Genomic DNA, 24,065 nt, shown 5'->3' on the forward strand with positions numbered 1-24,065 from the left:
CTTTTGAATATCATGGAGCTTAAACAGGAGGAAAATAGGTTGAATAGAGAGATGGTTATCGTACTGGATTTTGGCGGTCAGTACAATCAGTTGATTGCCCGCAGAGTCAGAGAATGTGGTGTGTACTGTGAAGTGCATCCTTATACCATAAGTTTGGACAAGATTAAGGAAATGAATCCGAAAGGGATCATTTTCACAGGTGGTCCCAACAGTGTTTATGAAGAGACATCACCCCATTACCAGAAAGAAATTTTTGAGATTGGTGTACCGATTCTTGGAATCTGCTATGGCTCTCAGGTGATTGCCTACACTTTGGGCGGAGTAGTAAAGACGGCGCCGGTCAGCGAGTATGGCCATACAGAGGTTCGGGTAGATAAGAGCTCTGTGCTGTTTCGGGATGTGGAGGAAACCACAGCTGTTTGGATGAGTCATACAGATTATATTGAGACGCCGCCGGAGGGTTTTCGAATTACGGCACATACGCCAGTGTGTCCGGTGGCGGCTATGGAGTGTCCCAAGAGGAAGTTGTATGCGACGCAGTTTCATCCGGAGGTGATGCATACCAAAGAGGGGCAGAAGATGCTCAGGGCTTTTGTATATGAGGTGTGCGGATGCTCCGGGGACTGGCAGATGGGCTCTTTTGTGGAAGAGACGATTCGGCAGATCCGGGACAAGGTCGGAGGTGGAAAGGTACTCTGTGCTTTATCTGGAGGTGTGGATTCTTCGGTGGCAGCGGTTTTGCTATCTAAGGCGATTGGGAAGCAGCTCATTTGCGTGTTCGTGGATCATGGTCTTCTTCGGAAAAATGAAGGAGATGAGGTGGAAGCAGTCTTTGGACCGGAGGGGCCTTATGAGCTGAATTTTATCCGGGTGAATGCTCAGCAGAGGTATTATGATAAGCTTAAGGGGGTAACAGAGCCGGAGACGAAGCGGAAGATTATCGGGGAAGAGTTTATTCGTGTATTTGAGGAAGAGGCCAGGAAGATTGGCGCTGTGGACTTTTTGGTACAGGGGACAATTTATCCGGATGTGATTGAGTCCGGACTTGGGAAGTCTGCGGTGATTAAGTCTCATCATAATGTGGGCGGTTTGCCGGGAGTTGTGGATTTTAAGGAGATTATTGAACCGCTTCGGATGCTGTTTAAGGATGAGGTGCGTAAGGCTGGGTTGGAACTGGGGATTCCAGAATATTTGGTTTATCGTCAGCCGTTCCCGGGTCCGGGGCTTGGTGTGCGGATTGTTGGCGAGGTTACGGAGGAGAAGGTCCGCATTGTGCAGGATGCGGATGCGATTTATCGGGAAGAGATTGCTAAGGCTGGGCTTGATAAAGGGCTTGGGCAGTATTTTGCCGGACTTACGAATATGCGGTCTGTGGGGGTTATGGGGGATTTTCGGACCTATGACTATGCGGTGGCGCTTCGGGCTGTGAATACCAGTGACTTTATGACGGCGGAGTGTGCTCAGATTCCTTATGAGGTGCTGTTTAGGGTGACGAGTAGGATTGTTAATGAGGTGAAGGGAGTGAATCGGGTATTTTTTGATTTGACTTCTAAGCCGCCTGGGACTATAGAGTTCGAATAGGGGACATTTTGACCGGAAACCTTATAAAATAGGGGTTTCCGGTATTTTTATTTTCTTTGTGACACTAATATGACACTCGAAAATCAAGTTCGTACTTTTATTACCCTCTAAAATGGCGCTGTTGAAATTCCTGTTGTATTGTGGTAGAATCCATTCATGGAACCCATGACAGGGGTGGTAGCCTCCCGAGCCAATGACCGGCTTGCCGGAATACATAGGAAGGGAGGTGGCGCCAATGACAGCTGCAGATATCATTTTGATATTCATAGGGGTGATCGGCTTGCTGATTGCTTTCGGTAGCTTCGTTATAGCGTTGCTTGCCTTTCTCGACAGAGACAAGGACCACAAGCGAAAAAAATAATGCCCACCCTGTTGCAACCAGGATGGGCGCCTCTCACTGAGAGGTAAATAGTCCGCTTGGGAAACTCCACCTTTGGAGTGGGGCTCCTGAAGGGCGTCTGTTGGAGCAGGCGTCCTTCTTTAGTTAAAGGATAGCATAAAGCGGCAGAAAGTTCAAGAGAATTCTTCTTCCGGCGGCAATGCCCTCCGGAACTGATTGAGCCGGTCCGCCAGCTGCTGATCCTTGTCCGGGTAAAGATGGGAATAGGTGTCCAGCGTGGTCTTCACGGATTCATGCCCCAGCCGGTCCGCAATCTCCAATGGGGCAAAGCCCATTTCGATTAGCATACTGGCGTGGGAGTGCCTCAGATCATGGACTCTTATAATTGGCAGCCCTACTTTGGCGGCAATCCGCTTTATCTCCTTATCCAGGGCAGATTTTGTGAAATAGAATATCCGGTCCCCTTTTTCAATCCCATAGAGCTTTGACACATATTCCCGGATATCATCGTATAGAAAATCGGGTATGGATATGCACCGCTTGGCCTTGGGCGTCTTTGGCTCCAGGAATAATTCTTCCCCATTTACTTTTGCATAGTTTTTATTGATATCGATTCGCTTTGAAGGGAGGATATCGGCAGGGGTAAGGGCCAGCAGTTCCCCGGAGCGCATCCCGGTATAGAACAGTACATCAAAGGCCAGCTTCACAGAAGATTTTTGTATAGCGCTGGAAAACTGCTCATACTGCGCCTGTGTCCATATGTTCATTTCTTCGGCCCGGCTCTTCCCCATGCTGCCGGCAGCCCGGCATGGATTGGCAGAGAGCCGGTAATGGGCCACAGCATAATTCATAATGGCGGACAACTGATTATTGACCGTTTTAAGGTATGTCTGGGAAAACGGCTTCCCAGTTTCATCCCGATAGGATATCAGTTCATTCTGCCATTTTCGGACCTTGATAGTGTCGATATCGCATACTTTCAGATTCCCAAAGTAGGGTAGTAGCTTTCCTTTTATGATGAAACACTTATTTTCCATTGTGGTAGGTTTCAGGCGGTGGGCCATATCTTCCAGATAATTTTCTACAAGAGAAGAAAAGAGTATATCGCTGGTATTGTTTTGTTGATCTAGATAAAGGCGTTCATATTCCTTAGCTTCTCTCTGGGTTTTGAAGCCTCTTTTGCATATCTGTTTTTTAGTACCGGTCCAGTCTGTTGTGTAAAATTTTGCACGCCACCGGACAGTCTTTCCGTCTTTTAGGATATATTTATAGGCTGGCATGGAATTTCTCCCGTATAACATTCGACATTTTATTTTTTACATAAGAAGTAGTAATTGGTTCAGTATAATCAAAATATATAAGTGTAATTCCGTGGATTTCACATAATCTTTTTTTCTTTGAGTCATTAAATTGACGCTGTTTTAATCCGTTTATGCCTCCCCAATGCTCAATAACCTCAAAATGCTGAATCCCTTGATATTCAATACCTATTTTGAAATCTTTAATGTAAATATCAAGTTCCAGACCTTCCAGCCATTGTGCCCGGTAGTGGTATAGTACAGTGCAGGTAGAAAATATATTTTCAACAATATTATAGAGAAGCTTTTCATGAATCCATTTTCCACGTCGAGTCTTTAATTCTGTTTCAGGATCAAGTATTTTTATATCTGGAAAAACAACATTTTTAAGAATATTCATTATATAACAATCAAGCTCATTATGATATACAGGGTCTGCTCCAATATAATATTCACAGTACTTCCAATTTCGGGTGTAAAATTCTAGGGTTCTCCAGATATTAGAATATTTATAGCATTCTCTAAGATTTTGCATATAAAATTCATTTAAAAATCCATTATGTGCTGATGGCAAAATATGTACAGGAAATGTGGAACAAAGCAGAGAAGCATCATTGTACATAGAGGAACGATTTTTCCAAAATTTCACTCTTAATGGACGAAACTCTTTTAAAGTTCCATAGTATCCATTATAAGCATCTTTGAGGCAGGGCTTTGGTCTGCTTGGAATAACAATTTGAAGTTTATCCATTTTACTTTTCTTTATCCCTTCGGTACCATTCGAAGGGTATTATTTTCCCATGTTTGTAGTTCCTGTCTTTTTCATTGGCTTATCTGCTGCAACAGATTCCTCATTGATACGTTTTATATATCCTTTTAGTTCTCCACGAAATTCATACTGAGCTTTGGACGGAAGTTGGTGGATGAGTGATAACCATTCTTCATCTTCTAAAGTAAGTATTTGGCTAGAGAGAGCATTTCCAGTCATTAAATAGTCCATGGTTGTGTTTAGCAAATTTGCTACTTTCAGTAATTTGTCAGCAGAGGGAGGACTATTATCCCATCGTCGCATAGTACCATTGCCAAGCCCCAAAACAAGTTCAATATTTTTTATATTAGTATTTTTCTGTTTGGCAAGAAATTTAATCCGTTCTAATAAGGTCATAAATTCTCCAAAGTAGCATAAAAGCTATTGACAAATAGCAAATAAGCTATTGTTATAAAAACATCAAACAACAAGTTGCAATAAAAAAGTAAAAATTTAACTAATCGAAAGGAGGTAATAAAAGTGAGACGTTCGAAAGAGAATAACCTCCCAAGTGTTCGTATTGAAAATAGGGGTGCCTTAACAAAAGTATATGTTGATGGTGAAGAACTGCACGGGGTCAAAAGTATTGAATTTTTACATGACAAAACCGTAAGGAGTTTTCCCATTTTAAAAATTGAACTTATGACTGAATGTATCACCATAGATACAGCCCAAGTTTTTGAGTTACCGGAGATTTACCATCCGTTCTACGTATCATCAGACAAACTGATTGATGCCGGATTTTTAACCCTCGATCAGTTAAATGAATTAGTGGATAAAGGTCTATTGTAAAGTTTCTGGTGCAGCTTCAAAAATTGGACAACTGGATACATGACAGGATGCATAAACGGAGTGCTTGCACAGAAAACGACCTTTCACAAAACCCTGCTTTTCTAAAGTTGAGGCATCAAGATAGGTGATTTGAATGCTGCATTCGTTATCTAAGGTGGGACAGTAACCGGTAACAATTTTCTGCATATATTGCAAATTCTCCTTCCGCCAGCCTGTCTATCTTGCTCATAAATTAGTTTATAAGCAGACATGGAACTCCTTTTTTCATTAACACTTTGATTGCATAAATTTTAACACATAATTGCAACTTGTTAAAGAAAAAAATACGAAAGGAGCAAAGGAATGAAGAGAAAATTATCTCCATGGGGAAAACAGTGCAAGATCCAAATGGTTGTTCTGGGTAAAAAATTAGAGGATGTAAGCAAAGAGACAAATCTATCCAGAACCTACATATCATCCATCATAAATGGCCGGATATATGCACCTGATGAAACGGTACAGGCTATTAGTAATGCTTTAGATGTTGATATTGCATTGGAACGGTGAAGAATCAATTGACTATGGGTATAAGTACATTATAGAGCATGGAGGTGAGAAATAAATGGGACGACGCCCAACAAAAGCAGCGGACAATCCGTTCTGCAAAGCAAGATTAGAAGCAGCAAGATATAATGACAGGCTATTTTCTAAGGATGGTGCTGCGGAACTGCTGGGAATATCGGTATCAACACTTTCAGATTATGAACTTGGGATAACAAAAGTTGTACCACCGGATATGGTTTTGAAGATGGCAGATTTGTATAATGCGCCAGAACTTCGCAATTATTATTGTAGAGAGTTATGTCCACTTGGTGGAGATATGCCTGTGTTGGAATTAGAAGATTTGGATCGGATTTCAATTAAGGCACTTGCCGCATTCCGCAAACTAGGCGAAACCAAAGATCTTTTGTTGGATATAACAGAGGATGGCGTGATTGATGAATCAGAAAGACCACAGCTAGACAAGATTCTTGGGACGCTTGATGAGTTGGAGCAGGTAGCACAGAGCTTGAAAGTTTGGGTAAAAAAGAATCTATGAGTTAAGGAGGAATTGTATGGGAGCATTAGCGACAGCTCCAGGAGTGCTAGGCGCAGCATTAACAACGTACGTAACAGTAGCAGACGTCATGAAGCTTATTGGATGTAAGGACAATAAGGCTTATCAAATTATTCGTGCAGTGAATCAGCTGGCAAAAAAAGAAGGTCAATTTGAGTATGGACAGGGAAAAGCTAGCAAATATCTATTTGCGGATAAATTTGGAATACCTATTGAAGTAGTTGACTCAATTATAGAAATGAGGGAGGTATGAGCATGGCATTTTATAGGACATGCCCAAAGTGTGGAGCTGCGTTGGATCCGGGAGAGCACTGCGATTGTGAGAAAGAAGCCGAAAAGCAAGAGGATTTTTTCGAAAAACAGCTTCGCATAAATCCGGAAACGGGACAGTATGCTTTACGATTGGGTGAGATAGAATGCGAAAAGGTTTAACGAAGAGAGGCAGAGTGAAAAAGATGAATGCAGTTGATTTGTTTTTGCGGGTGCTTCTTTTAATGGCAATATATGTTGTTTTGAGTGTGATTATTCTTAGCAGAATAGAAAACCAAGAATGTTCAATACCTCAAGTCAGAGTGATAGATACATATATAGAAGAAAAAGCGGAAGAATGGGTACCTACAATGGATATGGCTCAAGAGTATGTTATGACACTGGAAGAACTGGAGGCGGAACAATATTGGGATAGCATGGATCTTCTTGCTTTATGTGTCATGGCGGAGGCAGAGGGGGAGAGCGAATTGGGGAAACGTTTAGTGATAGATGCGATTTTGAATCGGGTGGGACATCCGGATTTCCCTGATAATGTCATAGACGTGATTTCTGCTCCCAATGCATTTACATCATATAGTGATGGGCGAATAGAGCGTGTGGAGCCGACATGGGAGATATATCGACTAATTGTTGAAGAACTTATGGAACAAACAAACCACGAGGTTCTGTACTTCACGGCCGGCGATTGGCCGAAATATGGCACACGATTGTTTCAGGAGGGAAATCATTATTTTTGTGGATAGGGGGTGAGCAATTAACAATGAATCTAGGCAGGAATTATAACAATATGGAAAAAGAGCACTCGGCAAAAGCCAAAGCGCCCTACAGACAACCATATTGTATCAGTTTCTGCTTTACAAATCAAGTAAAAATACAATATGGAGGTAAAAAATGAGTAATTTAACAATTCAGAATGTCCTCGATCAGAGGAATAACTACAATCTTGCAATTCCGTTTGTGGAAACTCAACAGATCAATCCCTTTTACAAAATGAGTGTGACCTTACTTTATGTGGAGACGGATGAAAGGGCGTCACAGATTTTTAAAGTAGGCTCCCGATTCCTTGGCAATAATCGGTGGGAAGATTTATATTCCTTGACTAAACCATTTCTGCACAAGATGGCTACAGAGGCTGGGATTCAGTTTGCTCCTGGATCTGGCGATGTGTCAAAGATTGATGAAAACACTTGGAAAGCAAGTGCATTTGGGGCAATACGGCTTCCGGATGGAACTGTAAGGACCAGTAACAATTTCAAAGTAATTGATTTGGATACAGAGGAAAAGAAGTATCGAATAGCCTATGAAGAAAAGGCGGAAAGAGGAATCGCTGATTATAAAGCGGCTACAGATGCTTCCAAAAAATATGCAGGGGCATGGGTGGATACTGGTCGAACAAATGAGAAAGGTTACGCTGTCAAATTATATAAGGTTTCCGAGCAGGAAAGAGGAAAGTATATAGAGAACAGCTTGCTTGAAGCTATGACACAGTTACGGGCCAATGCTCCACAGAAAGCTGCTACAGGAGCTATCCTTAGGGTTATTAGGGATCTTTTGGGCATTAAAGGTACATATACGATTGATGAACTGAAAAAGCCTTTCGCAATAGCAAGAACTTCTTTCTCTCCAGATTATAATGATCCAATAGTTAAGCAGATGTTATTGCAACAGGCAATGCAGAGTGTGGGAAATTTATTTGGAAATGTCCAGCCAGTGGTACAGACAATTTCTATTCCTTCGGTAGATGATGAAGTGGATGTTCCTGCAGATGTATACGAAACAGGGCGGCCCCAGGGGGGCCAGATACTAGAACAACAACAGCCTCCCGTTCAGGAGCAGGAGCATGAAGATCGCTCAAATGACTTCTATTGTGATAAGTGCGGCAAGGTGATTCCGGAGAAAGTTTGGGACTATTCGTATGACAAATTCGGACGTCCGTTATGCTATGACTGCCAAAAGGCTATTGCAAAAGAAGAGGGTGCAGACTATGTTTGTGCCGAATGTGGGGCAGTGGTCAATGAAAGAGTATATAAGTATTCTCTTAATAAGTTTGGCAGACCACTTTGCATGAAGTGTCAGAAGGGGGCAGGAAAATGAAGATAATCAGAATCACTACAGAGAATGAAATTTCCGTACATGATTTTCCGGAGGGCAGTCATCATGTACAGAATAAAGTATTGCGGGAGCTGATTGGACCACGCTGTGAATTATACGAGCATGTTATGCCAAACAGGCTATATAAGAATCTCGGGGCTTCAAACAAAGTTGGAAAAGAAAAGGGAAGCTACGTAAGCATGCTGGTTGATGAAGAGGGGCTTTATCACAATCTGGAAATTAATATGGCCGGAAGTTATCTATATGAAACAGATAAGCATGGCTGTGCGATTGTGGGGAATATCCTGATAGTTGGCGAAGTGTGGGAAAGAAATGGAATTGATTTCTGCGGAATATCAGATGCTCAGTTTGCACTCCTTTACCCTAAATTAGAAGAATTGACAAAGAAAGCGAGGGATGTTAAATGAGAATATTACATACATCGGATTGGCATTTGGGGTCATTTAGAAGTCCGGTAAAAGATGGAGTAAATCTCCGTACAGAAGATACAAAACATTGTTTGGATGAATTAGTAAGGGTGGCAAAGGAGGAAAAACCGGATTATGCTCTTATCTCTGGGGATATATTTGATGTCGGCAAGATTTGGTCGGACAGATGCTGTGAAGAAATTGTTACGGCTATTCATTACATCCGGGAGCTGGAAGCAGTATCAAAGCAAGTAATTGTTATGCGTGGTACTCCTAATCATGATGGGAGCGGCCAGTTTAACGTACTGGGAGAAATGTTTGCGGATTCTCCCAATGTTCATGTTATTACAATGCCGCAAGTTCTGCAGTTTGATGATGTTGATGTAGCAGTCTTACCGGGATTTGACAAGGGAATTTACAGGGCTAAGTTCCCGGGGCTTTCCAGTGAGAAAGAAAATGAGGTATTTACACAGGAGCTTTCTAATCTTGTTCTTGGTTTGAAGGCACAGTGCAGGTCGGACAAAAAGAGTATATTAATGGCTCATTACACTGTCCCAGGCTGTAACACGGAAAGCGGTCAGACAATGCTGCTGACACAATTTGAGACGGCTCTAACACAGGAGGTTTTGCTGGCAGCTGAGTATGATCTTGTGGCTCTGGGACATATTCACAGACCGCAGAGAGTGACAACAAACGATTGGTACTATTCAGGGGCGGTTTCCCAGATAAATTTTAATGATGAAGGACAAGAACGGGGATTCTGGATACATACAGATATGCCATTTAGTGGATGGGACAGCGTTTTCCATAAGCTTCCCACTAGAGAACATATTACATTTTATTTTACAGATACGGATATTACAGCAATTAATCTTGGAAGCATTGATGAAGTGGCATTTAATTACTGGCGTTATAACGGCGCAGTGCAGGATAAGATTGTCAGAATCCGGTATAGCTGCTCTGCAGAGAACAGTAAGGCATTAAATAAAGCACTGGTAGAAAAGACGCTGCTTGATGATGGGGCTTTCATGGTATGGGAGATTCTGCCCGATAAGATTGATGAATTTGTAAACCGGACAGAGCTTACAATTGCAACCGATCCAGAATCCAATCTTATTAAATATTTTGAAGAAAAACAGGTCCCGCAGGATAAAGTGCAGGAGTTAGTATTGAAAGCAAGAACTATTATCACAGAGGCAGAAGCAAATATGCCAGCAGCGGCCAATACCGGTATTTTTGAACCGATGGAAATTTCAGTCAAGAATTACCGCAACTATGAGGATGAAACATTTAGCTTTGAAAACATTACCTTCTGCACAATCAATGGACAGAATGGGGCAGGAAAGAGCAGCTTATTTATGGATGCCATTATTGACTGCCTGTATGAACAGCCACGGGAAGGGGTTATTAAGGACGGAACCGGGAGGGCTCCATGGCTGCGCAATGATGAAGCGGTACGCTCTGGCTCCATCATGTTTACTTTCCGTATTGGTGAGAAAAAGTACAGGGTAACAAGGACAAGAGCTCGTTCCGGAAAGGGAACATTGAACCTGGCAGAATATGTTGGGGATGCTTGGGAAGACCGTTCAAAAGAACGACATAATGATACCCAGCAGGAAATATTGAATTTAATCGGCATGGACAGCTTTACATTTAAGTCTTGTGCATTGATTATGCAGGATCAATATGGTCTCTTCTTACAAGCAAAACCGGAAGAAAGAGTGGAAGTCCTTGGAACGTTGCTTGGCCTGGAGGTTTACCAGCTTATGGAAAGGATTGCTCTGGACAAGGCAAAGGTGTATGGGGCAAAGAACCGTGAATTAAAACAGGAGGTGGAGATTCACCGTAGTACCATATCTGGCTTCGGCAATCCTGATGAAGAATTGAGCATCTGCCAGACCGAACTTGCAGGATACGAAAGCAGCTTGAAGGAGAAAACTGCTGAGCGTGATAAGAACAAACTGCTCCTTGCGAACCAGCGGGAGGCCGCAGAAAGGCACACAAAGCTATTGGCAGCTATTACAATGCTGAAATCCAAAAAGGACATTACAGAGCAAAATAGAGCTACTCAGCAGGAAATTATAGAAAGCTGTTCGGTTATTCTTGACGAGCGTTTGGAGATTGAGGCAAAGGTGGCAGAGCATAAGGCCCTTATGGAGCGTGAAAGGCAGTTGACCAGGGAATCTGCTTTATACTCCGCAAAGAAGCGTGAAGCTGAGGAACTTGTGGTACAGGCAGTAGCGGAACAGGAGACTATTGATACATATAAGGCAAGTGTAAAGCAAAAGGAGAATGAACTGTCATGGACACAGCCTACAGATCAGGATGCGGTCATCAAGGAGAAAGCCGCAGAATATGAGCAGCAAAAGAAACTTTTGGATGAGGCATACGAGCAGGAAAGGGCATATAACGCCGTGAACCAGAATCTGACGCAGGCAAGATACAGCTTACAGCAGATATTATTAAAGTATGATTCAGATGTAAAACGTCTGCAGTTTAGCGAGGATGGGCTGAAAAAGAAAGCGGAACTTCTCTCAAACGTGGAATGTGTGGATATATCTAACGCAAAATGTGGTTTCCTTGCGGATGCGATTTCTGCAAAAGATGCACTTGGGGATTATTCCAGGCAATATGCGGAACTGAAAAAATCCTGTGAAAATCAGGAGGCGCCGCTTAGGAAACAGATTGCAGAGCTGGAAAAAGAACTGTCAAGCATGGCCTTTGATGCGGAAAAAGTGGCGGTATTATCAAAGAAGATTGCAGAACTGAAGCCCTATGTTGCGAAATTTGAAGCTATCAAGCAGCGAGAAGGCAAGGCTGCTTTGCTAGAGGCTGATTTGAAGCATTTGCAGTCAAATATATCCGAAGCAGAAAAAAGGCTTGCAGAGGTCAAATTAAAGAGCACAGAGGTGGAGCAGGAGCGTGACCAGTATGCCAAAGCATTTGCAAAGCATACTGATACACTCAGTCAGATTACATTGCTTTCCCCATGGCTTGAAAAGGAAAAGCAGCTTCCTGTGGCAGAGGAAAGAAAAACCACAGCTATGAGCCGAGTTCTGGAACTGGATGAAGAGTTAACTAGCATTGCTGCCGAAATTGGTGAAAAGCAGGCGGAGGCAGACAAAGAAATTCTGCTCATGAATGGCATGGATGAACTTACTAGCATTGTTGCTGAAATGGATGCTGAGGTGGATGCTATGAATGCTTTGATCAGGGAAAAGCAAATGAAAATAGGTGCTTTACAGCAGAAATCAGATCAAGTTTCTAAATTGAAAAAAATAATAGCTGCCAAACAGGAAAAGCAGGTTAATTATGCAAAGGAAACAGCGGATTATGAGGCTTTGAAAATGGCTTTCAGCCAAAGCGGTGTTCCCCATCAGATTATCCGTTCTATTATTCCTCGGCTTACAGTGGCCTCCAATACTATTTTAGGACAGATGACTGGGGGCAAAATGGGTGTGGAGTTCCGCCTAGAACAGCTACAGAAAAATGGAAAGGAAAAAACTTCTTTGGATATTTTCATTGAGGAATCCGGAAAGCCGGCACTGCCTTATTTGTCAAAGTCAGGGGGAGAAAAGGTGAAATCCTCCCTGTCAGTTATCCTTGCGCTTGCTGAAACTAAATCGTCATCTGCTGGGATACAGCTTGGAATGCTTTTTATTGATGAACCCCCATTCTTGGATAGTGATGGAATACAAGCATATTGTGATGCACTTGAAACTATTCAAGGCAGGTACAGGAACATAAAGATTATGGCAATCACACATGATCCTACCATGAAGGCCAGATTCCCACAAAGCATAACGGTAATAAAAGATGAATATGGAAGCCATGTAACGTGGGATTAATGGAAAAATAAATTGTACTGGAAAGACAGAATGCTGGAAAAGGGAGGAGCTTTGTGTGGCAGATAATAAGAAATATTATTACCTCAAATTGAAAGAAGGTTTTTTTGATTCAGAGGACATGAAACTGTTGCAGGGGATGAAAGATGGATATTTGTACAGTGATATACTTTTAAAATTGTATTTACAAAGTCTTCGGCAGGAGGGACGTCTGATGTATAGGGGCATTGTTCCCTATACACCAGAAATGATAGCTACCATTACACACCATCAGATCGGAACGGTGGAGAAAGCAATGGATATATTGGAGCAGATGGGCTTCATAGAGATTCTGGATAATGGAGCAATTTATATGTTGGATATTCAGAATTTTATAGGTCAGAGCTCTAGCGAAGCTGATCGTCGGAGAGCTTACCGAAATATGATAGATACTGAAAAATTAAGGATATCGGAATATAGAAATGTGACAAATGTCACGACAAATGACGGTCAAATGTCCGACAAAAGTATACCAGAGATTAGAGATCAGAGATTAGATATTAGAGATAAAGAGAATAAAAATATTCTTGCTCAGAGCTCTGACAAGCAGACCTCTGAACCGGAGGCAGATGTAGAAGCCCTTCTGCTCAATGATGGAACTGAGTGGCGGCCAACAGAAGCATTATTCGCAGAATACGTAAGACTTTACCCAAAAGTGGATGTAAAGCAACAGTTCAACGAAATGCGATGCTGGTGCTTGTCGAATCCACAAAAACGAAAGACAAAAAAGGGCATAAAAAGATTTGTAAACTCCTGGCTAGCGAGAGAGCAGGACAAGGGAGGAAACAGGGCTATTGATTACAAGGCCCAGAAAAAAAGCCAGTTTCACAATTTTAAAGAGAGAAAATATGCTCCAGAAGAAATGGAAAAATTTATAAACATGTAAAGTATAGAATTTGTGAGAAAGGAGGTATGGTTGTGAATCGGTCAAAAATTGAGTGGTGTGATCATACCTGGAATCCGATAACGGGATGCTGGCATAATTGTGAATACTGTTATGCCAGAAAAATGTCAACTAGGTTTGCTGGGGACGTAAGATTGAATAAGATGGCAAAAAAGGATTATTTCATGGTTCCAGCGGCTGATAGTAAGAGAAAGCTATATGTTTTAGACGCTCCTATGCTGAATGAAACTGGAAATCCTTTGGTATATCCATTTGGATTCGAGCCTACATTTCACAGATACCGCCAGAATATGCTGGACAAGTTGAAAATGGGAAATAACATTTTTGTTGGAGCTATGGCAGATATATGGGGAACGTGGGTACCAGATGAATGGATCAAGTGGGTTCTGGATATATGCCAGACACATCCCATACATAACTACCTGTTCCTGACAAAAAATCCAGACAGATATGTAGAACTGTGCCTGAAAGACTTGCTCCCAGAAGCTCAAAATATGTGGTATGGAGTGACGGTTACAAACGCTGAGCAGGCATATACAGCGGAAGCAGCAATGCAAGATATGCCGTCGGATGCACATGCTTTTTTGAGTATAGAGCCACTTCTAGAAGAACTCTCAGGTGCTCTGGAAATAATAATTGCAAATTTTACAGACTGGGTAATCATTGGCGCAGAAACAGGGCATAGAAAAAATAAAGTTGTCCCTAAAAAAGAATGGGTAGAAGATATTGTGAGATTATGTGGAGAGGTAAATGTCCCTGTATTTATAAAAAACAGCCTTATTCCGATTGTTGGCGAAGAAAATATGCGTAAGGAATTTCCCAAACAATTACAGCAGTCAGGGATAAGTCCAAAGATGGAGGCCAGGCTTTTTGCTCTATGTGCGAATTGCAAATCTCGAATGCGAAAAAACGATATGATTACCCTAATGGCAAGATCTATGCGTGGGGAGCAGGCAAAACAATTTGGCTTTATGTGCAAAGGTTGCTTTAGAAAGTTTTGTAATGATCTAGAACTGCAAATTCCAGAGTTGGAAAGAATGAAAGGAACTGAGGTATGATGATACAGAAGACAGAACTGTTGTATGCCATGGCAAGGGCGACTAAGTGTATGGGGGAAAGATGCCCTGTCAGATTTGAGTTGGATGGAAATTATCTTAGTCTGGTAAAAATGGCATGAGGGCAATAATGAAATATCCTGGCAGTAAATGGAGCATTGCAAAATGGATCATAGATTTCTTCCCAGAACATCACAGCTATTTGGAGCCATTCTTCGGTAGCGGAGCTATCCTCTTTAATAAGCCACGGAGCCATATTGAGACAGTCAATGACTTAGATGGGAATGTTATAAACCTATTTGAGTGGATTAAGAGGGATCCGGAACGCCTGGCACATGAGATTTATTATACGCCCTATTCCCGGCAGGTGTATGAGGATGCTTTTACTCTGGTACCAGAGGACAGCCTTGGAAAAGCCGTTAATTTTTACATACGATTGGAAATGGGGCATGGGTATAGAACAAATGGAGAAAAGGTTGGCTGGAAGAATGATGTACAGGGGCGTGAACGTGCCTATGCTGCGCAATATTGGTGCGAATTGCCAGAAAGGATTATGCAGGCTACCAAGCGGCTTAGAGGTGTCCAGATAGAATGTCGGCCTGCTGTGGAGTTGATTGAGAGGTTTAATTTTCCCAACGTACTTATTTACTTAGATCCGCCTTATGTGCTCAGTACCAGGCATGGTAAACAATACAGATGTGAGTTAGACGATAAAGGTCAGGTTGAGTTACTGGATGTAGCTCTAGCACACAAGGGACCATTGCTGATATCTGGCTATGACAATAAGTTATATAATGACCGCCTGCAGAACTGGCATCGGGAGGAAACAACCTGCTGCTCACAGGTATGCAGCAAAAAGCGAGAAGTATTGTGGATGAATTTTGAGCCACAGAAGCAGATAGAATTATTTGATGTGCTAGATTTGGCATCCACTTTTAATTAGAAAGAGGATAAGAGAAAGGAGCCGCCTCCGGCCGGGGTAACGCTATAGCAGGCTCTGAAAAAATGAAAATATTATCATGTGGAGCTGGACAGCAAAGTACGGCATTAGCATTAATGAGCTGTGATAATGTGTTAAATCCAGGGAAATTTCCTCTCGTCCCGATTTATGATGCAGTTTTGTTTTGTGATTTAGGCGGGGAAAGGGAGTGGGTATACCGACAGGTAGATTTTTTACAAAAAGAATGCACAAAAGTTGGAATCCCATTTTACATACTTCGGGGAAAGAATCTGAAGGAAGATTATATGAAAAATTATGGAAGAAGCCGAGTGGTGACAATTCCTTTTTGGAGCATTGATGAAAACGGCAAGAAGGGAAAGATGACGAGACATTGCACGATTGATTACAAGATAATTCAGATGCAGAATTTTGTGAGATGGAATCTGTTGGGATACAGAAAAGGCGAGAGGACAAGACCAGAGGACATACAATCCCATGAAATGCATATAGGATTTACGTCAGAGGAGCAGCAACGCATATTTGATAGCAAACATAAATTGTTTGTGAACAAATTCCCTATGGTGGAAATGGGGTTGGTTAGGGCTGATAACTACGCCTATGTGAAAGAACGCTGGGGAATGGAGACACGTGGAAGTGCCTGCTTATTCTGTCCATTTCATACAAATTATTTTTTTCACGAATGTAAGCAGAGTTGTAAGGCTGATTATCAGACGGTGTTGGAATTTGATGAAATGTTAGAAAATGGGATACCTAATTCCAGAATTGGAGTACCAAATAGCAAAGTGTACATCAGCCGGAGCCGAAAGAGAATCAAAGACTTGACGGAACTTGAATGCAGAGATAGGGAGACATTTTATTATAAAGAGCAGCAGATTTGGAATGGATTTTAACTTGGACATGATTTAGGAGGATAACATGAACCTAAGATTGGTCAGCGCCGAAGCAGTCAAAGATATTATTTGCAAATACGAAAATAGGATAATCCAGAGGACTATGATTTTTGAGGTTGAAAAGCTGAATGGATGTCTTGCGACAGAAGAGCAGGCATTGGAGATATTGGGGAATACCGATATGGAGTTTGAGGATTAGGAATTAGGATTTAAGGATGATAAGGCATGATAAAAAGAAAAAACAGATTAAAGGTCAGATAGATATATTTGGCTATACAAAAGAAAGGCAACATGCGTCAAACTCTTGCGAACAATGCATTTGCGAAAAATGTCTCTATCGTTGGAGCGGTAGATGTCCATATGGAGGCTGTTATGACAAAATTCGAGCAGTGGAAGAACCCTATGATAGAGCTCATCCCAATGAAGCCCCAAGAACGGCATGGAGTAACTGGGACCAGCCAGGGGAACAGGCACATTGGTGCCGTGGAGGTTCTTTCTATCCGGCGTTTTACTGCGAGAAATTTGTAAAGTATACCGGTTGCTCCGTAGAAGAATGCATGGATTGCCCTATTCAAGTATTCCAGGATGGATATATAATTTGCGCTTTAAAACATGCAATAGGCTGTGCAGCATGTATAGATAGATATGGGGGCAGAAATGTTGAAAAAGCATATGAATGCCATTTTATGACGGATTCTGGATGTGAGCATATGAGTGCGATAAAGAATCAAATTTTAGATGCTGCTGCATTGGGAGAGAATATTGAATTATGTAAAGAGCAGTGTTGCATTGGCTGCACAAGAAGATGCAGTTATAGGTGCAGTAAAGGTGCAACTTAGGATTTAGCGGAAGTATAATGTACCTTGACAACTAAATATTGGCTAGTAATAATTTTGATTTTCCTCTTGACAAAGTGTACAATGTACACTATAATAACATTATAAGATAAATCACAGGAGGGAAACAAAATGAAAGAAATGGTAATTAACGAATATGGTGTTGAGATTGATTACGAAGTGGCAGTTATGATGATGGATGATGAAATTAGAGAAGTGCTTCATATGACATTGGCTCCCTGCACAAATCAAGAATTTTTTGATGCTTATGCAAAGGCTCATGCTGAAAAATATGGCGAAGAGGATTGGCAGCCAGCACAGGCTAATCCGGTGATGTAAAATATGAACAGCGTAAGGGATTTATCTGGACAGACATTTGGAAAACTGAAAGTTTTAAAAAGAGATGAAACAGCCCCTAAAGGGCGCAGTAAATGGATCTGTTAATGTGATTGTGGTAATACAATATCTGTTTTGCGGAATCATTTAACCTGTGGCACTACCGCCTCCTGCGGATGCATAAAAAAATACGTGAATTTAAAAGTTATCAAAAACGGCACACGGTTTGGACAGTTGGAGGCAATTGAGCGCACAGAGCAAAAAAGCGGAAACTCCTATATTTATAAATGCAAATGTGATTGTGGAAACATTTGTTATGTATCTAGTGCAAATCTTAAAAACGGATCTACTAAAAGTTGCGGATGTCTTGCGGCAGCTGTGCATAAAGAGACAATTAAAAAAGCATCTGGAATCAGGGAAAATTTTTATGTTGATGGGTCCGATATAATTAATATTGTTTCAGACGAGCCTAGATGTGATAATACAAGCGGGTGTAAAGGTGTATCATGGGATAGGTCTGTTAATCTCTGGAAAGCGTATATTACTTTTAAAGGCAAGCGATATTATCTTGGTTCATCTCCGGATTTTAAATATGTCATTTCTTTGCGAAAAGCAGCCGAAAAAGAGCTTTACGGAGATTTTTTAGAATGGTATGCTTCAGAGCATCCAGAACAATGGAAAAAAATAACAAGGAAGAAGAAAAAATGATTAAAGATGTTAGAAAATCGGTCGGCTTAACACAGAAACAATTTTCAGCCCTGTTTGAGATTCCAATAGACGTTGTAAAAAGCTGGGATTCCGGAAGGCGAAAGCCGCCAGAGTGGGCTGAAAAGCTGATAATTGAAAAACTGAATAGTATAAAAGAGACTACTAGCCAATAGTTGGTTGGTAGTTTTTTATTATTAAAAATTAGGGTTTAGGAGGTAGTTGATTTGAAATATAAATGTGTTTGTCGAAATGTGATGAAGATGGTTTTGAAATACCAAACGAATGTGGATTTGTAAAGGTTGGGAGTATTTGGGAGAGGGATGATGATGTGAGCATTATCGGCGGTGATGTGCATCTGGAATCTTTGGATAATGTCTCTGATTTCGGATGGCTTGAAATAACATTTGATGATTTGAAAGAAAACTTTGTTAGGATTTAGGAGGTTTTTATGATTAAAGGAAAATCAAAAGTAGAGTTTGGGACAGGAGATATACTTATAACTCCGCTTGTAAAGGAAGATTTAACTAAAGGATGTCTTGTATTGCAGAATAAAGGCAATAGAGTAATAGGCGAATATTCTCCGGCAAAAGATTTTGAAAAAAGTGAATCAGATACACTGATCACTTTTACAAAAACCGAAAGCATTGATGTACTGATTGAGAGACTGGAAAAATTAAAGCTAATGATGAATGGAGATGTAGAAGAGTGCAGGACTGGATTCGAATATGAATTTTAGGATTTAGGGGGACGGTATGAAAAGATTAACTTATAAAGCAAGATACCAGGCAGGGTATAAGGCAAATAGAGATGTGCGTGTTTGGGAATGCATAGATAAACTTGGTCAGTTAGAGGACTTAGAGGAACAAGGGAGGTTGCTGAAACTTCCTTGTGCGGTGGGGGATACAGTATATTGCATTTACAACAAATACACAAAATGTATCGAATATGGTCAAAGGTTCAGTGCGCATAATTGCGAAGGTTGTCCGGCTAAATGTGACAGCAGAGAGGAATATTATATAGAACCGAAGAAAGTCTATAATCTTGATTGGATTGTTGCACAGATTAAACATTTTGGGAAACGTGTTTTTCTCACCAAAGAAGCGGCCAAAGCCGCATTGAAAGAAATGAGAGAATGACGGGGAAAGGATAGGGGAAATTATGGACTTTAAAATACCATTACATGTTGCAAAACAGATAAAAAGATATTGCGAGCAACAGGAATTTGATGATGATGAAAATAAAGAATCTTGCAGATATTGTGTTTTTCAGTGCAAACAGAGCTGCAGATTACATGATAATAAAATGGGATTTCCAAGTGATTGGAAAACGCCATAGAGGAATGGCATGCAGAAAGCATTTGCAGATTGAGGTGAGGATATGACCAGTTTAGAAAAACAATCCAAGGTAAAAGATGTGCTATTTCGCATGTGTGGATATGGTGATGGTTGTCCGGATTGTTGGGAGATTAAACTGAAATTTAAGAACAGAGGAAAGGATAACTGAAGGTGTATGAACAGTTAAGCATATTTGATTATATAAATATTCTTGACAGCAATAATGATAAACAACATTGGACAATACTTGAGCCACAGAAAAATCATTTTATCCTACCTAAGACAAACGGTACGGAAAGATGGAGGAAAATAGAGTGTCAAGTATTTTATCCGAAAGTGAACAAAAAGGTTGTGGAACTTTATGAGTATAAGGACTTCACATTTCGTAGTATAAAGAAATGGGACCCTAAAATGGGTAACAGCGAAATATTGGCATGGAGGGAAATTGAAGCAGTATAAAATTTAGTTTGGGATCAGGAAGAGCTGGGAGCCATATACAATTATCAGGGTTATCCTGGTAAGGTGCTGTATGGTGTACTCAGGGGGATGGGCGGGCGAAAAAAATGAAAGGAGGCCGGAGCCGCTGGCCAGCGTAAAGGATATCCTGGCTCCTTCCGAAAACTATGATTAATGGAGAATTGATAGTAGATAACTTTGCCGGAGGCGGAGGTGCCAGTACCGGAATTGAGATAGCAACCGGATATAGCGTGGACATAGCAATCAACCATGATCCGGAAGCCATTCGGATGCACAAGACTAATCATCCCCATACAAGGCATTATTGTGAGAGTGTTTGGGATGTGGACCCGGTTAAGGTTTGTAACGGCCATCCCGTGGCTCTTGCGTGGTTTAGCCCGGATTGTAAACACTTTAGTAAAGCAAAGGGAGGGAAGCCAAAGGACAAAAATATACGAGGTCTTGCATGGGTGGCGCTCCGCTGGGCGGGATTGGTTCGGCCCAGAGTGATTATGCTGGAGAATGTGGAGGAATTTAAAACATGGGGACCATTAAATCGGGGACATAGGCCTATTAAAGCCAAACAGGGAGATACATACCAGAAGTTTATTCAGCAGCTCAATGATTTGGGATACGAGGTGCAAACGCAGGAATTGGTAGCGGCTGACTATGGAGCCCCCACCATGCGTAAGAGGTTTTTCTTAATCGCCAGATGTGACAGCCGGCCTATTATCTGGCCGGAACCAACACATGGCCCCAGGGATAGTAAACAGGTAAAGGATGGTTTGTTAAAGCCATACATAGGTGCATATACCCAGATAGACTTTAGCAAGCCTTGCCCCAGTATTTTTGACAGCAAGAAGGAAATCTGGGAGAAATATGGTATACGTGCACAGAGGCCGCTTGCGGAAAATACCATGCGGCGAATTGCCAAAGGGTTACAGAAATTCGTTTTGGAGAATATAGAGCCTTTTCTAATTCAGGTTAACCATGGTGGAGGGGATGACAGGCGTTTGAAGGACTTAAAGGAGCCTATGCCGACCATGACAGGAAAGAACGGTTTTGGAGTAGTCCAACCATATATAACAATGATTGGTCAGACGGGATTTGCACAGGACAGGAGCAAAGACATAAGAGAGCCGCTGACTACAATAGTTAGTAAAAATGAACATTGTCTAGCAGAAGCTATTCTGTCCCCATACATTATGTGCAACAATGCAAATAATGTTGGTGGAGATATTAAGAACGGTCTTCCCACAATCACTACTGGAAATCGGAATTTCCTTATGGCACCAACTTTAATCCAGTATCATTCGGAGACATCCGGTAAGGAGGTCAGAGGGCAGACGATGAAAGATCCGATTATGACCGTGGATGGTTCAAATCGTTACGGGCTAGCCGTATCCTTTCTGAGTAAGTTTTACAAGAGTGGGACGGGCCAGGATATCCGGGAACCATTACATACTATCACATGCTCTCCAGGTCATTTTGGAGAGGTAAGGGCATTCTTGATTAAGTACTATGGCCAGGGAATAGGTCAGGATATCCAAGAGCCATTGGATACCATACCAACGCATGACCGTTTTGGTTTGGTAACAATTAAGGGCACGGACTATGCCATAGTGGATATCGGACTTAGGATGCTAGAGCCTCATGAGTTGTATGGATGTCAGGGATTTCCGGATGATTACATCATTGACCATGATTATGCTGGAAAATCATATCCTCGCTCTGAGCAGGTCAAGCGTTGCGGCAATGCCGTGTGTCCACCGATACCGGCAGCACTGGTCAAAGAGAATCTTCCGGAACTGTGCGTGGCACAGCGGACAGGAAATATAAAAATATCGACTGATGATTTAGATTTGTTGGAGGAAGAGAAGTAAGGATGGAAAGAGAGATTTTATTTAGAGCGAAGCATATCCATGCGATACCAGAACTAAAACATTTTGACGGAAGATGGGTTTATGGGTATTTGAGTGATAAAAACTATATCAATTCGCCGGAATTAGAGGGAGAATTCCTGATAGATCCAAAAACCGTCTGCCAGTACACGGGCTTGACCGACAAGGGCGGCCGGAAGATTTTTGAGGGGGATATTTGCAAAGATGGGGATAATATTGTACGCATCTTTTGGAGCGATAAACACCAATGGAGCGTTGAAATCTCGAAGACTGAATATGCATTAAGCAGGGGATTGACTTTTCCTTTGTGGCAATATGACAACTGTGAGAAAAACGGGTATAGAACGCTTGAGATTATCGGCAACATTTTTGACAATCCGGAATTATTAAGGGAGCATAGGCTCCCGAATATTTGAAACTTTGAAAAAACATATATTAGGATTTAGGAGGTGTGAATATGCTTAAACCAGCAATATGTTACAAAGAAGCGATTGAAAATGCTTTAAAAGAGTATTTTTATTCGGATGATATGATGTTTTATCAAGGCTGTGTAAATAGTTATCTCATCCAAATAGAGGACTGCGGAGAGAATGGAATTTATCAGTATGCCGTACTGGGTGCAAATGGTAAATTGGCAGGCTATATAGATTACAGAATTGATTATTATTCTTCCTGCGCCTACAACTTTGGAGCATTTAGCATTGACAGAGGAAATCCAATTATGGGAAAAGAATTGTTTAACCTTTTGGAAAAACTGATACATGATATGCATCGGGTAGAGTTTAGAGCAGTGAGCGGAAATCCGGCTGTGAAGGGATATGATAGATTCTTAGAACGACATAAAGATATAGGAACAAAGCATGTTTTTAGGGATGCATTTCGGGACCTTAAAGGGGATTACCACGATACATATCTATATGAGTTTGTTAGGATTTAGTGGAGGTATGAAATGGCAGCAGGAAAATGTTCAGTAGCATATTACACAGATGAATGGCATGGTTACGGATGCGGAATAACAGAAGGCCCGTGTGAGTTTCTTTTTCCAGATAGTAAGGCTTGTGCGGAGATGTATGGAGAGGGGCCGGATGCTCAAGATGATGAAGAAATAGATTAGGATTTAGCTGAGAAAGAGGGTGGTAAAAATGATAGATGCAGAGGAAACAAGGCGCAGGAAAGCAAAAGAACTTAGATACAGAAGACCAATAGTACAAAGTATTAATTTTGCGTTCATCTGTGAAGATTTATATGAAATTATGAATGAATGTACAGATGTAAGCTATTGGATGGATATTGATGATGAAACGCTTATTAATGCTCTTGATGGTAACGAAGATGAAGCTTTTGAATTTAAAATGATGTTTTCTGACTTATGTGCGGAATGTGAAAATATGGGGCGAGATCTAGAATATCAATATGTACCTGAGTGTTTTGATAGATTTTTTGTGGGGATAGATGCTGGAAGAATGGGCGGAGGTCTATTGGGCTGGGATTCATATGAGCAGGATTATTTAGGGCTTGAATGGGATGAATACGCTGTGAGGAAAAGTAAGGAATATTTGAAAACTCTGAAAAAGGATACTTTAATAGAAGTCGCTGGAGTTTGTTTTCGTATTTATCATGCATACATGGGGCTAAGAAATAGATATGATAATTTAAAGTCAGCCATGGATATTTTAAGAGATCAAAATACCGGTTATCTTCAAATGGTAAGGGAGATAGAAGAACTTTACACCAAGGCAAATGAAGAAGAATTTTGTCCATACAAACAGGCGACAAAAGATTTCGACAGAATGCTCTCTTTCTTACCACAAGAAGCATGGATTCAGTAAAAAATTAGGATTTAGGAGGGCAAGGACAATATGCAAGATATAACAGATTTTTTGCTTAAAAGGAAGAGTATATATCAAAAACGATGGAATCGGGCATATGAACAAGAGAAGCAGGCCAGGAAGATGTTGGAGGATGAACCTGATAGAGAAGATATAAGAAGCGACTTAAATCAGGCAATCAAATTGCAGGATAGGTATAGTGCCCTAATAGATTTCATCGATGTATTACAAGAAGAGCATATTATTAGGATTTAGCGGAGGTAGAAA

The 24,065-nt window shown here is 41.3% G+C and carries 36 protein-coding genes; 32 read left to right on the forward strand and 4 right to left on the reverse strand.

Going from position 1 to position 24,065, the window contains the following annotated elements; translation table 11 throughout:
• The first annotated feature begins 39 nt into the window (after window positions 1-39).
• Both guaA and VSQ61_RS08180 read left to right on the forward strand, forming a co-directional pair.
• Window positions 40-1,581 (forward strand): glutamine-hydrolyzing GMP synthase, encoded by a 1,542-nt coding sequence (gene guaA, locus VSQ61_RS08175; protein WP_334343947.1) that lies wholly within the window; start codon window positions 40-42, stop codon window positions 1,579-1,581.
• Window positions 1,582-1,816: 235 nt separating this feature from the next.
• Window positions 1,817-1,942, forward strand: a complete 126-nt coding sequence (locus VSQ61_RS08180) for a putative holin-like toxin (protein ID WP_302143573.1) — start codon at window positions 1,817-1,819, stop codon at window positions 1,940-1,942.
• Between the two features lie 152 nt (window positions 1,943-2,094).
• Here VSQ61_RS08180 and VSQ61_RS08185 read toward each other — a convergent pair whose 3' ends face one another.
• The 3 genes from VSQ61_RS08185 to VSQ61_RS08195 are packed head-to-tail and all read right to left on the reverse strand — an operon-like array spanning window position 2,095 to window position 4,384.
• Window positions 2,095-3,201, reverse strand: coding sequence for a site-specific integrase (locus VSQ61_RS08185; RefSeq protein ID WP_334343948.1), 1,107 nt, complete (start codon window positions 3,199-3,201; stop codon window positions 2,095-2,097).
• Window positions 3,188-3,970, reverse strand: a complete 783-nt coding sequence (locus VSQ61_RS08190) for a hypothetical protein (RefSeq protein WP_334343949.1) — start codon at window positions 3,968-3,970, stop codon at window positions 3,188-3,190. Before VSQ61_RS08190 ends, VSQ61_RS08185 begins: the two co-directional genes overlap by 14 nt.
• Before the next feature lie 39 nt (window positions 3,971-4,009).
• On the reverse strand, window positions 4,010-4,384 hold the full coding sequence (locus tag VSQ61_RS08195) for a helix-turn-helix domain-containing protein (RefSeq protein WP_334343950.1): 375 nt from the start codon (window positions 4,382-4,384) through the stop codon (window positions 4,010-4,012).
• Between the two features lie 123 nt (window positions 4,385-4,507).
• On the opposite strand from VSQ61_RS08195, the gene VSQ61_RS08200 reads away from it, so the two are divergent.
• Window positions 4,508-4,819: a hypothetical protein gene (locus tag VSQ61_RS08200; RefSeq protein ID WP_334343951.1), complete on the forward strand. Its 312-nt coding sequence runs from the start codon at window positions 4,508-4,510 to the stop codon at window positions 4,817-4,819.
• On the opposite strand, the gene VSQ61_RS08205 is transcribed toward VSQ61_RS08200, so the two are convergent.
• On the reverse strand, window positions 4,811-5,005 hold the full coding sequence (locus VSQ61_RS08205; protein ID WP_334343952.1) for a hypothetical protein: 195 nt from the start codon (window positions 5,003-5,005) through the stop codon (window positions 4,811-4,813). The genes VSQ61_RS08200 and VSQ61_RS08205 overlap by 9 nt on opposite strands.
• 156 nt (window positions 5,006-5,161) lie before the next feature.
• On the opposite strand from VSQ61_RS08205, the gene VSQ61_RS08210 reads away from it, so the two are divergent.
• The 29 genes from VSQ61_RS08210 (at window position 5,162) to VSQ61_RS08350 (ending at window position 24,053) form a co-directional block, all read left to right on the forward strand.
• Window positions 5,162-5,365 carry a helix-turn-helix domain-containing protein gene (locus VSQ61_RS08210; protein WP_334343953.1) on the forward strand — a complete coding sequence of 68 codons (204 nt, stop codon included), beginning with the start codon at window positions 5,162-5,164 and terminating at the stop codon, window positions 5,363-5,365.
• Between the two features lie 55 nt (window positions 5,366-5,420).
• Entirely contained in the window at window positions 5,421-5,897 is a 477-nt protein-coding gene (locus VSQ61_RS08215; RefSeq protein ID WP_334343954.1) for a helix-turn-helix domain-containing protein, read from the forward strand.
• 16 nt (window positions 5,898-5,913) lie between these two features.
• Window positions 5,914-6,168, forward strand: a complete 255-nt coding sequence (locus VSQ61_RS08220; protein WP_334343955.1) for a hypothetical protein — start codon at window positions 5,914-5,916, stop codon at window positions 6,166-6,168.
• Window positions 6,169-6,170: 2 nt separating this feature from the next.
• Complete coding sequence (locus tag VSQ61_RS08225; RefSeq protein ID WP_334343956.1) at window positions 6,171-6,347, forward strand: hypothetical protein; 177 nt, start codon at window positions 6,171-6,173, stop codon at window positions 6,345-6,347.
• A gap of 23 nt (window positions 6,348-6,370) precedes the next feature.
• Entirely contained in the window at window positions 6,371-6,928 is a 558-nt protein-coding gene (locus VSQ61_RS08230; RefSeq protein WP_334344004.1) for a cell wall hydrolase, read from the forward strand.
• Window positions 6,929-7,076: 148 nt separating this feature from the next.
• Entirely contained in the window at window positions 7,077-8,279 is a 1,203-nt protein-coding gene (locus tag VSQ61_RS08235) for a hypothetical protein (protein ID WP_334343957.1), read from the forward strand.
• Window positions 8,276-8,704, forward strand: a complete 429-nt coding sequence (locus VSQ61_RS08240) for a hypothetical protein (protein WP_334343958.1) — start codon at window positions 8,276-8,278, stop codon at window positions 8,702-8,704. Before VSQ61_RS08235 ends, VSQ61_RS08240 begins: the two co-directional genes overlap by 4 nt.
• A complete protein-coding gene (gene sbcD, locus VSQ61_RS08245; RefSeq protein ID WP_334343959.1) occupies window positions 8,701-12,552 on the forward strand; it encodes an exonuclease subunit SbcD in 3,852 nt (1,283 codons plus the stop codon). The genes VSQ61_RS08240 and sbcD overlap by 4 nt, the downstream gene beginning before the upstream one ends.
• A gap of 55 nt (window positions 12,553-12,607) precedes the next feature.
• Window positions 12,608-13,474, forward strand: a complete 867-nt coding sequence (locus tag VSQ61_RS08250; RefSeq protein ID WP_334343960.1) for a phage replisome organizer N-terminal domain-containing protein — start codon at window positions 12,608-12,610, stop codon at window positions 13,472-13,474.
• 32 nt (window positions 13,475-13,506) lie between these two features.
• Window positions 13,507-14,550: a DUF5131 family protein gene (locus VSQ61_RS08255; RefSeq protein WP_334343961.1), complete on the forward strand. Its 1,044-nt coding sequence runs from the start codon at window positions 13,507-13,509 to the stop codon at window positions 14,548-14,550.
• Window positions 14,547-14,669, forward strand: coding sequence for a hypothetical protein (locus VSQ61_RS08260; protein ID WP_334343962.1), 123 nt, complete (start codon window positions 14,547-14,549; stop codon window positions 14,667-14,669). The genes VSQ61_RS08255 and VSQ61_RS08260 overlap by 4 nt, the downstream gene beginning before the upstream one ends.
• A gap of 8 nt (window positions 14,670-14,677) precedes the next feature.
• A complete protein-coding gene (locus tag VSQ61_RS08265) occupies window positions 14,678-15,490 on the forward strand; it encodes a DNA adenine methylase (RefSeq protein WP_334343963.1) in 813 nt (270 codons plus the stop codon).
• A 62-nt stretch (window positions 15,491-15,552) separates the two neighbouring features.
• Window positions 15,553-16,398: a hypothetical protein gene (locus VSQ61_RS08270; RefSeq protein ID WP_334343964.1), complete on the forward strand. Its 846-nt coding sequence runs from the start codon at window positions 15,553-15,555 to the stop codon at window positions 16,396-16,398.
• Between the two features lie 25 nt (window positions 16,399-16,423).
• Window positions 16,424-16,597 carry a hypothetical protein gene (locus VSQ61_RS08275; RefSeq protein WP_334343965.1) on the forward strand — a complete coding sequence of 58 codons (174 nt, stop codon included), beginning with the start codon at window positions 16,424-16,426 and terminating at the stop codon, window positions 16,595-16,597.
• A gap of 16 nt (window positions 16,598-16,613) precedes the next feature.
• On the forward strand, window positions 16,614-17,237 hold the full coding sequence (locus VSQ61_RS08280) for a hypothetical protein (protein WP_334343966.1): 624 nt from the start codon (window positions 16,614-16,616) through the stop codon (window positions 17,235-17,237).
• Between the two features lie 129 nt (window positions 17,238-17,366).
• The gene (locus tag VSQ61_RS08285) at window positions 17,367-17,573 is read left to right on the forward strand and encodes a hypothetical protein (RefSeq protein ID WP_334343967.1); all 207 of its coding nucleotides are present in this window, start codon (window positions 17,367-17,369) and stop codon (window positions 17,571-17,573) included.
• Between the two features lie 189 nt (window positions 17,574-17,762).
• A complete protein-coding gene (locus VSQ61_RS08290) occupies window positions 17,763-18,278 on the forward strand; it encodes a hypothetical protein (RefSeq protein WP_334343968.1) in 516 nt (171 codons plus the stop codon).
• Window positions 18,275-18,451, forward strand: coding sequence for a helix-turn-helix domain-containing protein (locus tag VSQ61_RS08295; protein ID WP_334343969.1), 177 nt, complete (start codon window positions 18,275-18,277; stop codon window positions 18,449-18,451). The genes VSQ61_RS08290 and VSQ61_RS08295 overlap by 4 nt, the downstream gene beginning before the upstream one ends.
• A gap of 62 nt (window positions 18,452-18,513) precedes the next feature.
• Window positions 18,514-18,717, forward strand: coding sequence for a hypothetical protein (locus tag VSQ61_RS08300; protein WP_334343970.1), 204 nt, complete (start codon window positions 18,514-18,516; stop codon window positions 18,715-18,717).
• 9 nt (window positions 18,718-18,726) lie between these two features.
• The gene (locus VSQ61_RS08305; RefSeq protein ID WP_334343971.1) at window positions 18,727-19,014 is read left to right on the forward strand and encodes a hypothetical protein; all 288 of its coding nucleotides are present in this window, start codon (window positions 18,727-18,729) and stop codon (window positions 19,012-19,014) included.
• A gap of 16 nt (window positions 19,015-19,030) precedes the next feature.
• Complete coding sequence (locus VSQ61_RS08310) at window positions 19,031-19,414, forward strand: hypothetical protein (RefSeq protein WP_334343972.1); 384 nt, start codon at window positions 19,031-19,033, stop codon at window positions 19,412-19,414.
• 89 nt (window positions 19,415-19,503) lie between these two features.
• On the forward strand, window positions 19,504-19,659 hold the full coding sequence (locus tag VSQ61_RS08315) for a hypothetical protein (RefSeq protein WP_334343973.1): 156 nt from the start codon (window positions 19,504-19,506) through the stop codon (window positions 19,657-19,659).
• A 124-nt stretch (window positions 19,660-19,783) separates the two neighbouring features.
• On the forward strand, window positions 19,784-20,071 hold the full coding sequence (locus VSQ61_RS08320) for a hypothetical protein (protein ID WP_334343974.1): 288 nt from the start codon (window positions 19,784-19,786) through the stop codon (window positions 20,069-20,071).
• Between the two features lie 179 nt (window positions 20,072-20,250).
• Window positions 20,251-21,951: a DNA cytosine methyltransferase gene (locus VSQ61_RS08325; RefSeq protein ID WP_334343975.1), complete on the forward strand. Its 1,701-nt coding sequence runs from the start codon at window positions 20,251-20,253 to the stop codon at window positions 21,949-21,951.
• 2 nt (window positions 21,952-21,953) lie between these two features.
• Window positions 21,954-22,385 (forward strand): YopX family protein, encoded by a 432-nt coding sequence (locus tag VSQ61_RS08330; protein ID WP_334343976.1) that lies wholly within the window; start codon window positions 21,954-21,956, stop codon window positions 22,383-22,385.
• A 41-nt stretch (window positions 22,386-22,426) separates the two neighbouring features.
• Window positions 22,427-22,906 (forward strand): GNAT family N-acetyltransferase, encoded by a 480-nt coding sequence (locus tag VSQ61_RS08335; protein WP_172471329.1) that lies wholly within the window; start codon window positions 22,427-22,429, stop codon window positions 22,904-22,906.
• A 12-nt stretch (window positions 22,907-22,918) separates the two neighbouring features.
• The gene (locus tag VSQ61_RS08340; protein WP_334343977.1) at window positions 22,919-23,083 is read left to right on the forward strand and encodes a hypothetical protein; all 165 of its coding nucleotides are present in this window, start codon (window positions 22,919-22,921) and stop codon (window positions 23,081-23,083) included.
• 28 nt (window positions 23,084-23,111) lie between these two features.
• On the forward strand, window positions 23,112-23,798 hold the full coding sequence (locus VSQ61_RS08345) for a hypothetical protein (RefSeq protein ID WP_334343978.1): 687 nt from the start codon (window positions 23,112-23,114) through the stop codon (window positions 23,796-23,798).
• A 30-nt stretch (window positions 23,799-23,828) separates the two neighbouring features.
• Window positions 23,829-24,053: a hypothetical protein gene (locus VSQ61_RS08350; RefSeq protein ID WP_334343979.1), complete on the forward strand. Its 225-nt coding sequence runs from the start codon at window positions 23,829-23,831 to the stop codon at window positions 24,051-24,053.
• The last annotated feature ends 12 nt before the right edge of the window (window positions 24,054-24,065 follow it).

Origin of the sequence: Candidatus Merdisoma sp. JLR.KK006, assembly GCF_036941035.1 — a bacterium.
GTDB lineage: Bacteria > Bacillota > Clostridia > Lachnospirales > Lachnospiraceae > Laedolimicola.

Excerpts from the sequence above, each read along its gene's own strand:
- VSQ61_RS08180 (WP_302143573.1), top strand. The coding sequence starts at position 1,817 with ATGACAGCTGCAGATATCATTTTGATATTCATAGGGGTGATCGGCTTG.
- VSQ61_RS08185 (WP_334343948.1), bottom strand. The coding sequence starts at position 3,201 with ATGCCAGCCTATAAATATATCCTAAAAGACGGAAAGACTGTCCGGTGG.
- VSQ61_RS08190 (WP_334343949.1), bottom strand. The coding sequence starts at position 3,970 with ATGGATAAACTTCAAATTGTTATTCCAAGCAGACCAAAGCCCTGCCTC.
- VSQ61_RS08195 (WP_334343950.1), bottom strand. The coding sequence starts at position 4,384 with ATGACCTTATTAGAACGGATTAAATTTCTTGCCAAACAGAAAAATACT.
- VSQ61_RS08205 (WP_334343952.1), bottom strand. The coding sequence starts at position 5,005 with ATGCAGAAAATTGTTACCGGTTACTGTCCCACCTTAGATAACGAATGC.
- VSQ61_RS08210 (WP_334343953.1), top strand. The coding sequence starts at position 5,162 with ATGAAGAGAAAATTATCTCCATGGGGAAAACAGTGCAAGATCCAAATG.
- VSQ61_RS08215 (WP_334343954.1), top strand. The coding sequence starts at position 5,421 with ATGGGACGACGCCCAACAAAAGCAGCGGACAATCCGTTCTGCAAAGCA.
- VSQ61_RS08220 (WP_334343955.1), top strand. The coding sequence starts at position 5,914 with ATGGGAGCATTAGCGACAGCTCCAGGAGTGCTAGGCGCAGCATTAACA.
- VSQ61_RS08225 (WP_334343956.1), top strand. The coding sequence starts at position 6,171 with ATGGCATTTTATAGGACATGCCCAAAGTGTGGAGCTGCGTTGGATCCG.
- VSQ61_RS08230 (WP_334344004.1), top strand. The coding sequence starts at position 6,371 with ATGAATGCAGTTGATTTGTTTTTGCGGGTGCTTCTTTTAATGGCAATA.
- VSQ61_RS08235 (WP_334343957.1), top strand. The coding sequence starts at position 7,077 with ATGAGTAATTTAACAATTCAGAATGTCCTCGATCAGAGGAATAACTAC.
- VSQ61_RS08240 (WP_334343958.1), top strand. The coding sequence starts at position 8,276 with ATGAAGATAATCAGAATCACTACAGAGAATGAAATTTCCGTACATGAT.
- sbcD (WP_334343959.1), top strand. The coding sequence starts at position 8,701 with ATGAGAATATTACATACATCGGATTGGCATTTGGGGTCATTTAGAAGT.
- VSQ61_RS08260 (WP_334343962.1), top strand. The coding sequence starts at position 14,547 with ATGATGATACAGAAGACAGAACTGTTGTATGCCATGGCAAGGGCGACT.
- VSQ61_RS08265 (WP_334343963.1), top strand. The coding sequence starts at position 14,678 with ATGAAATATCCTGGCAGTAAATGGAGCATTGCAAAATGGATCATAGAT.
- VSQ61_RS08270 (WP_334343964.1), top strand. The coding sequence starts at position 15,553 with ATGAAAATATTATCATGTGGAGCTGGACAGCAAAGTACGGCATTAGCA.
- VSQ61_RS08275 (WP_334343965.1), top strand. The coding sequence starts at position 16,424 with ATGAACCTAAGATTGGTCAGCGCCGAAGCAGTCAAAGATATTATTTGC.
- VSQ61_RS08280 (WP_334343966.1), top strand. The coding sequence starts at position 16,614 with ATGATAAGGCATGATAAAAAGAAAAAACAGATTAAAGGTCAGATAGAT.
- VSQ61_RS08285 (WP_334343967.1), top strand. The coding sequence starts at position 17,367 with ATGAAAGAAATGGTAATTAACGAATATGGTGTTGAGATTGATTACGAA.
- VSQ61_RS08295 (WP_334343969.1), top strand. The coding sequence starts at position 18,275 with ATGATTAAAGATGTTAGAAAATCGGTCGGCTTAACACAGAAACAATTT.
- VSQ61_RS08300 (WP_334343970.1), top strand. The coding sequence starts at position 18,514 with ATGTGTTTGTCGAAATGTGATGAAGATGGTTTTGAAATACCAAACGAA.
- VSQ61_RS08305 (WP_334343971.1), top strand. The coding sequence starts at position 18,727 with ATGATTAAAGGAAAATCAAAAGTAGAGTTTGGGACAGGAGATATACTT.
- VSQ61_RS08310 (WP_334343972.1), top strand. The coding sequence starts at position 19,031 with ATGAAAAGATTAACTTATAAAGCAAGATACCAGGCAGGGTATAAGGCA.
- VSQ61_RS08315 (WP_334343973.1), top strand. The coding sequence starts at position 19,504 with ATGATGATGAAAATAAAGAATCTTGCAGATATTGTGTTTTTCAGTGCA.
- VSQ61_RS08330 (WP_334343976.1), top strand. The coding sequence starts at position 21,954 with ATGGAAAGAGAGATTTTATTTAGAGCGAAGCATATCCATGCGATACCA.
- VSQ61_RS08335 (WP_172471329.1), top strand. The coding sequence starts at position 22,427 with ATGCTTAAACCAGCAATATGTTACAAAGAAGCGATTGAAAATGCTTTA.
- VSQ61_RS08340 (WP_334343977.1), top strand. The coding sequence starts at position 22,919 with ATGGCAGCAGGAAAATGTTCAGTAGCATATTACACAGATGAATGGCAT.
- VSQ61_RS08345 (WP_334343978.1), top strand. The coding sequence starts at position 23,112 with ATGATAGATGCAGAGGAAACAAGGCGCAGGAAAGCAAAAGAACTTAGA.
- VSQ61_RS08350 (WP_334343979.1), top strand. The coding sequence starts at position 23,829 with ATGCAAGATATAACAGATTTTTTGCTTAAAAGGAAGAGTATATATCAA.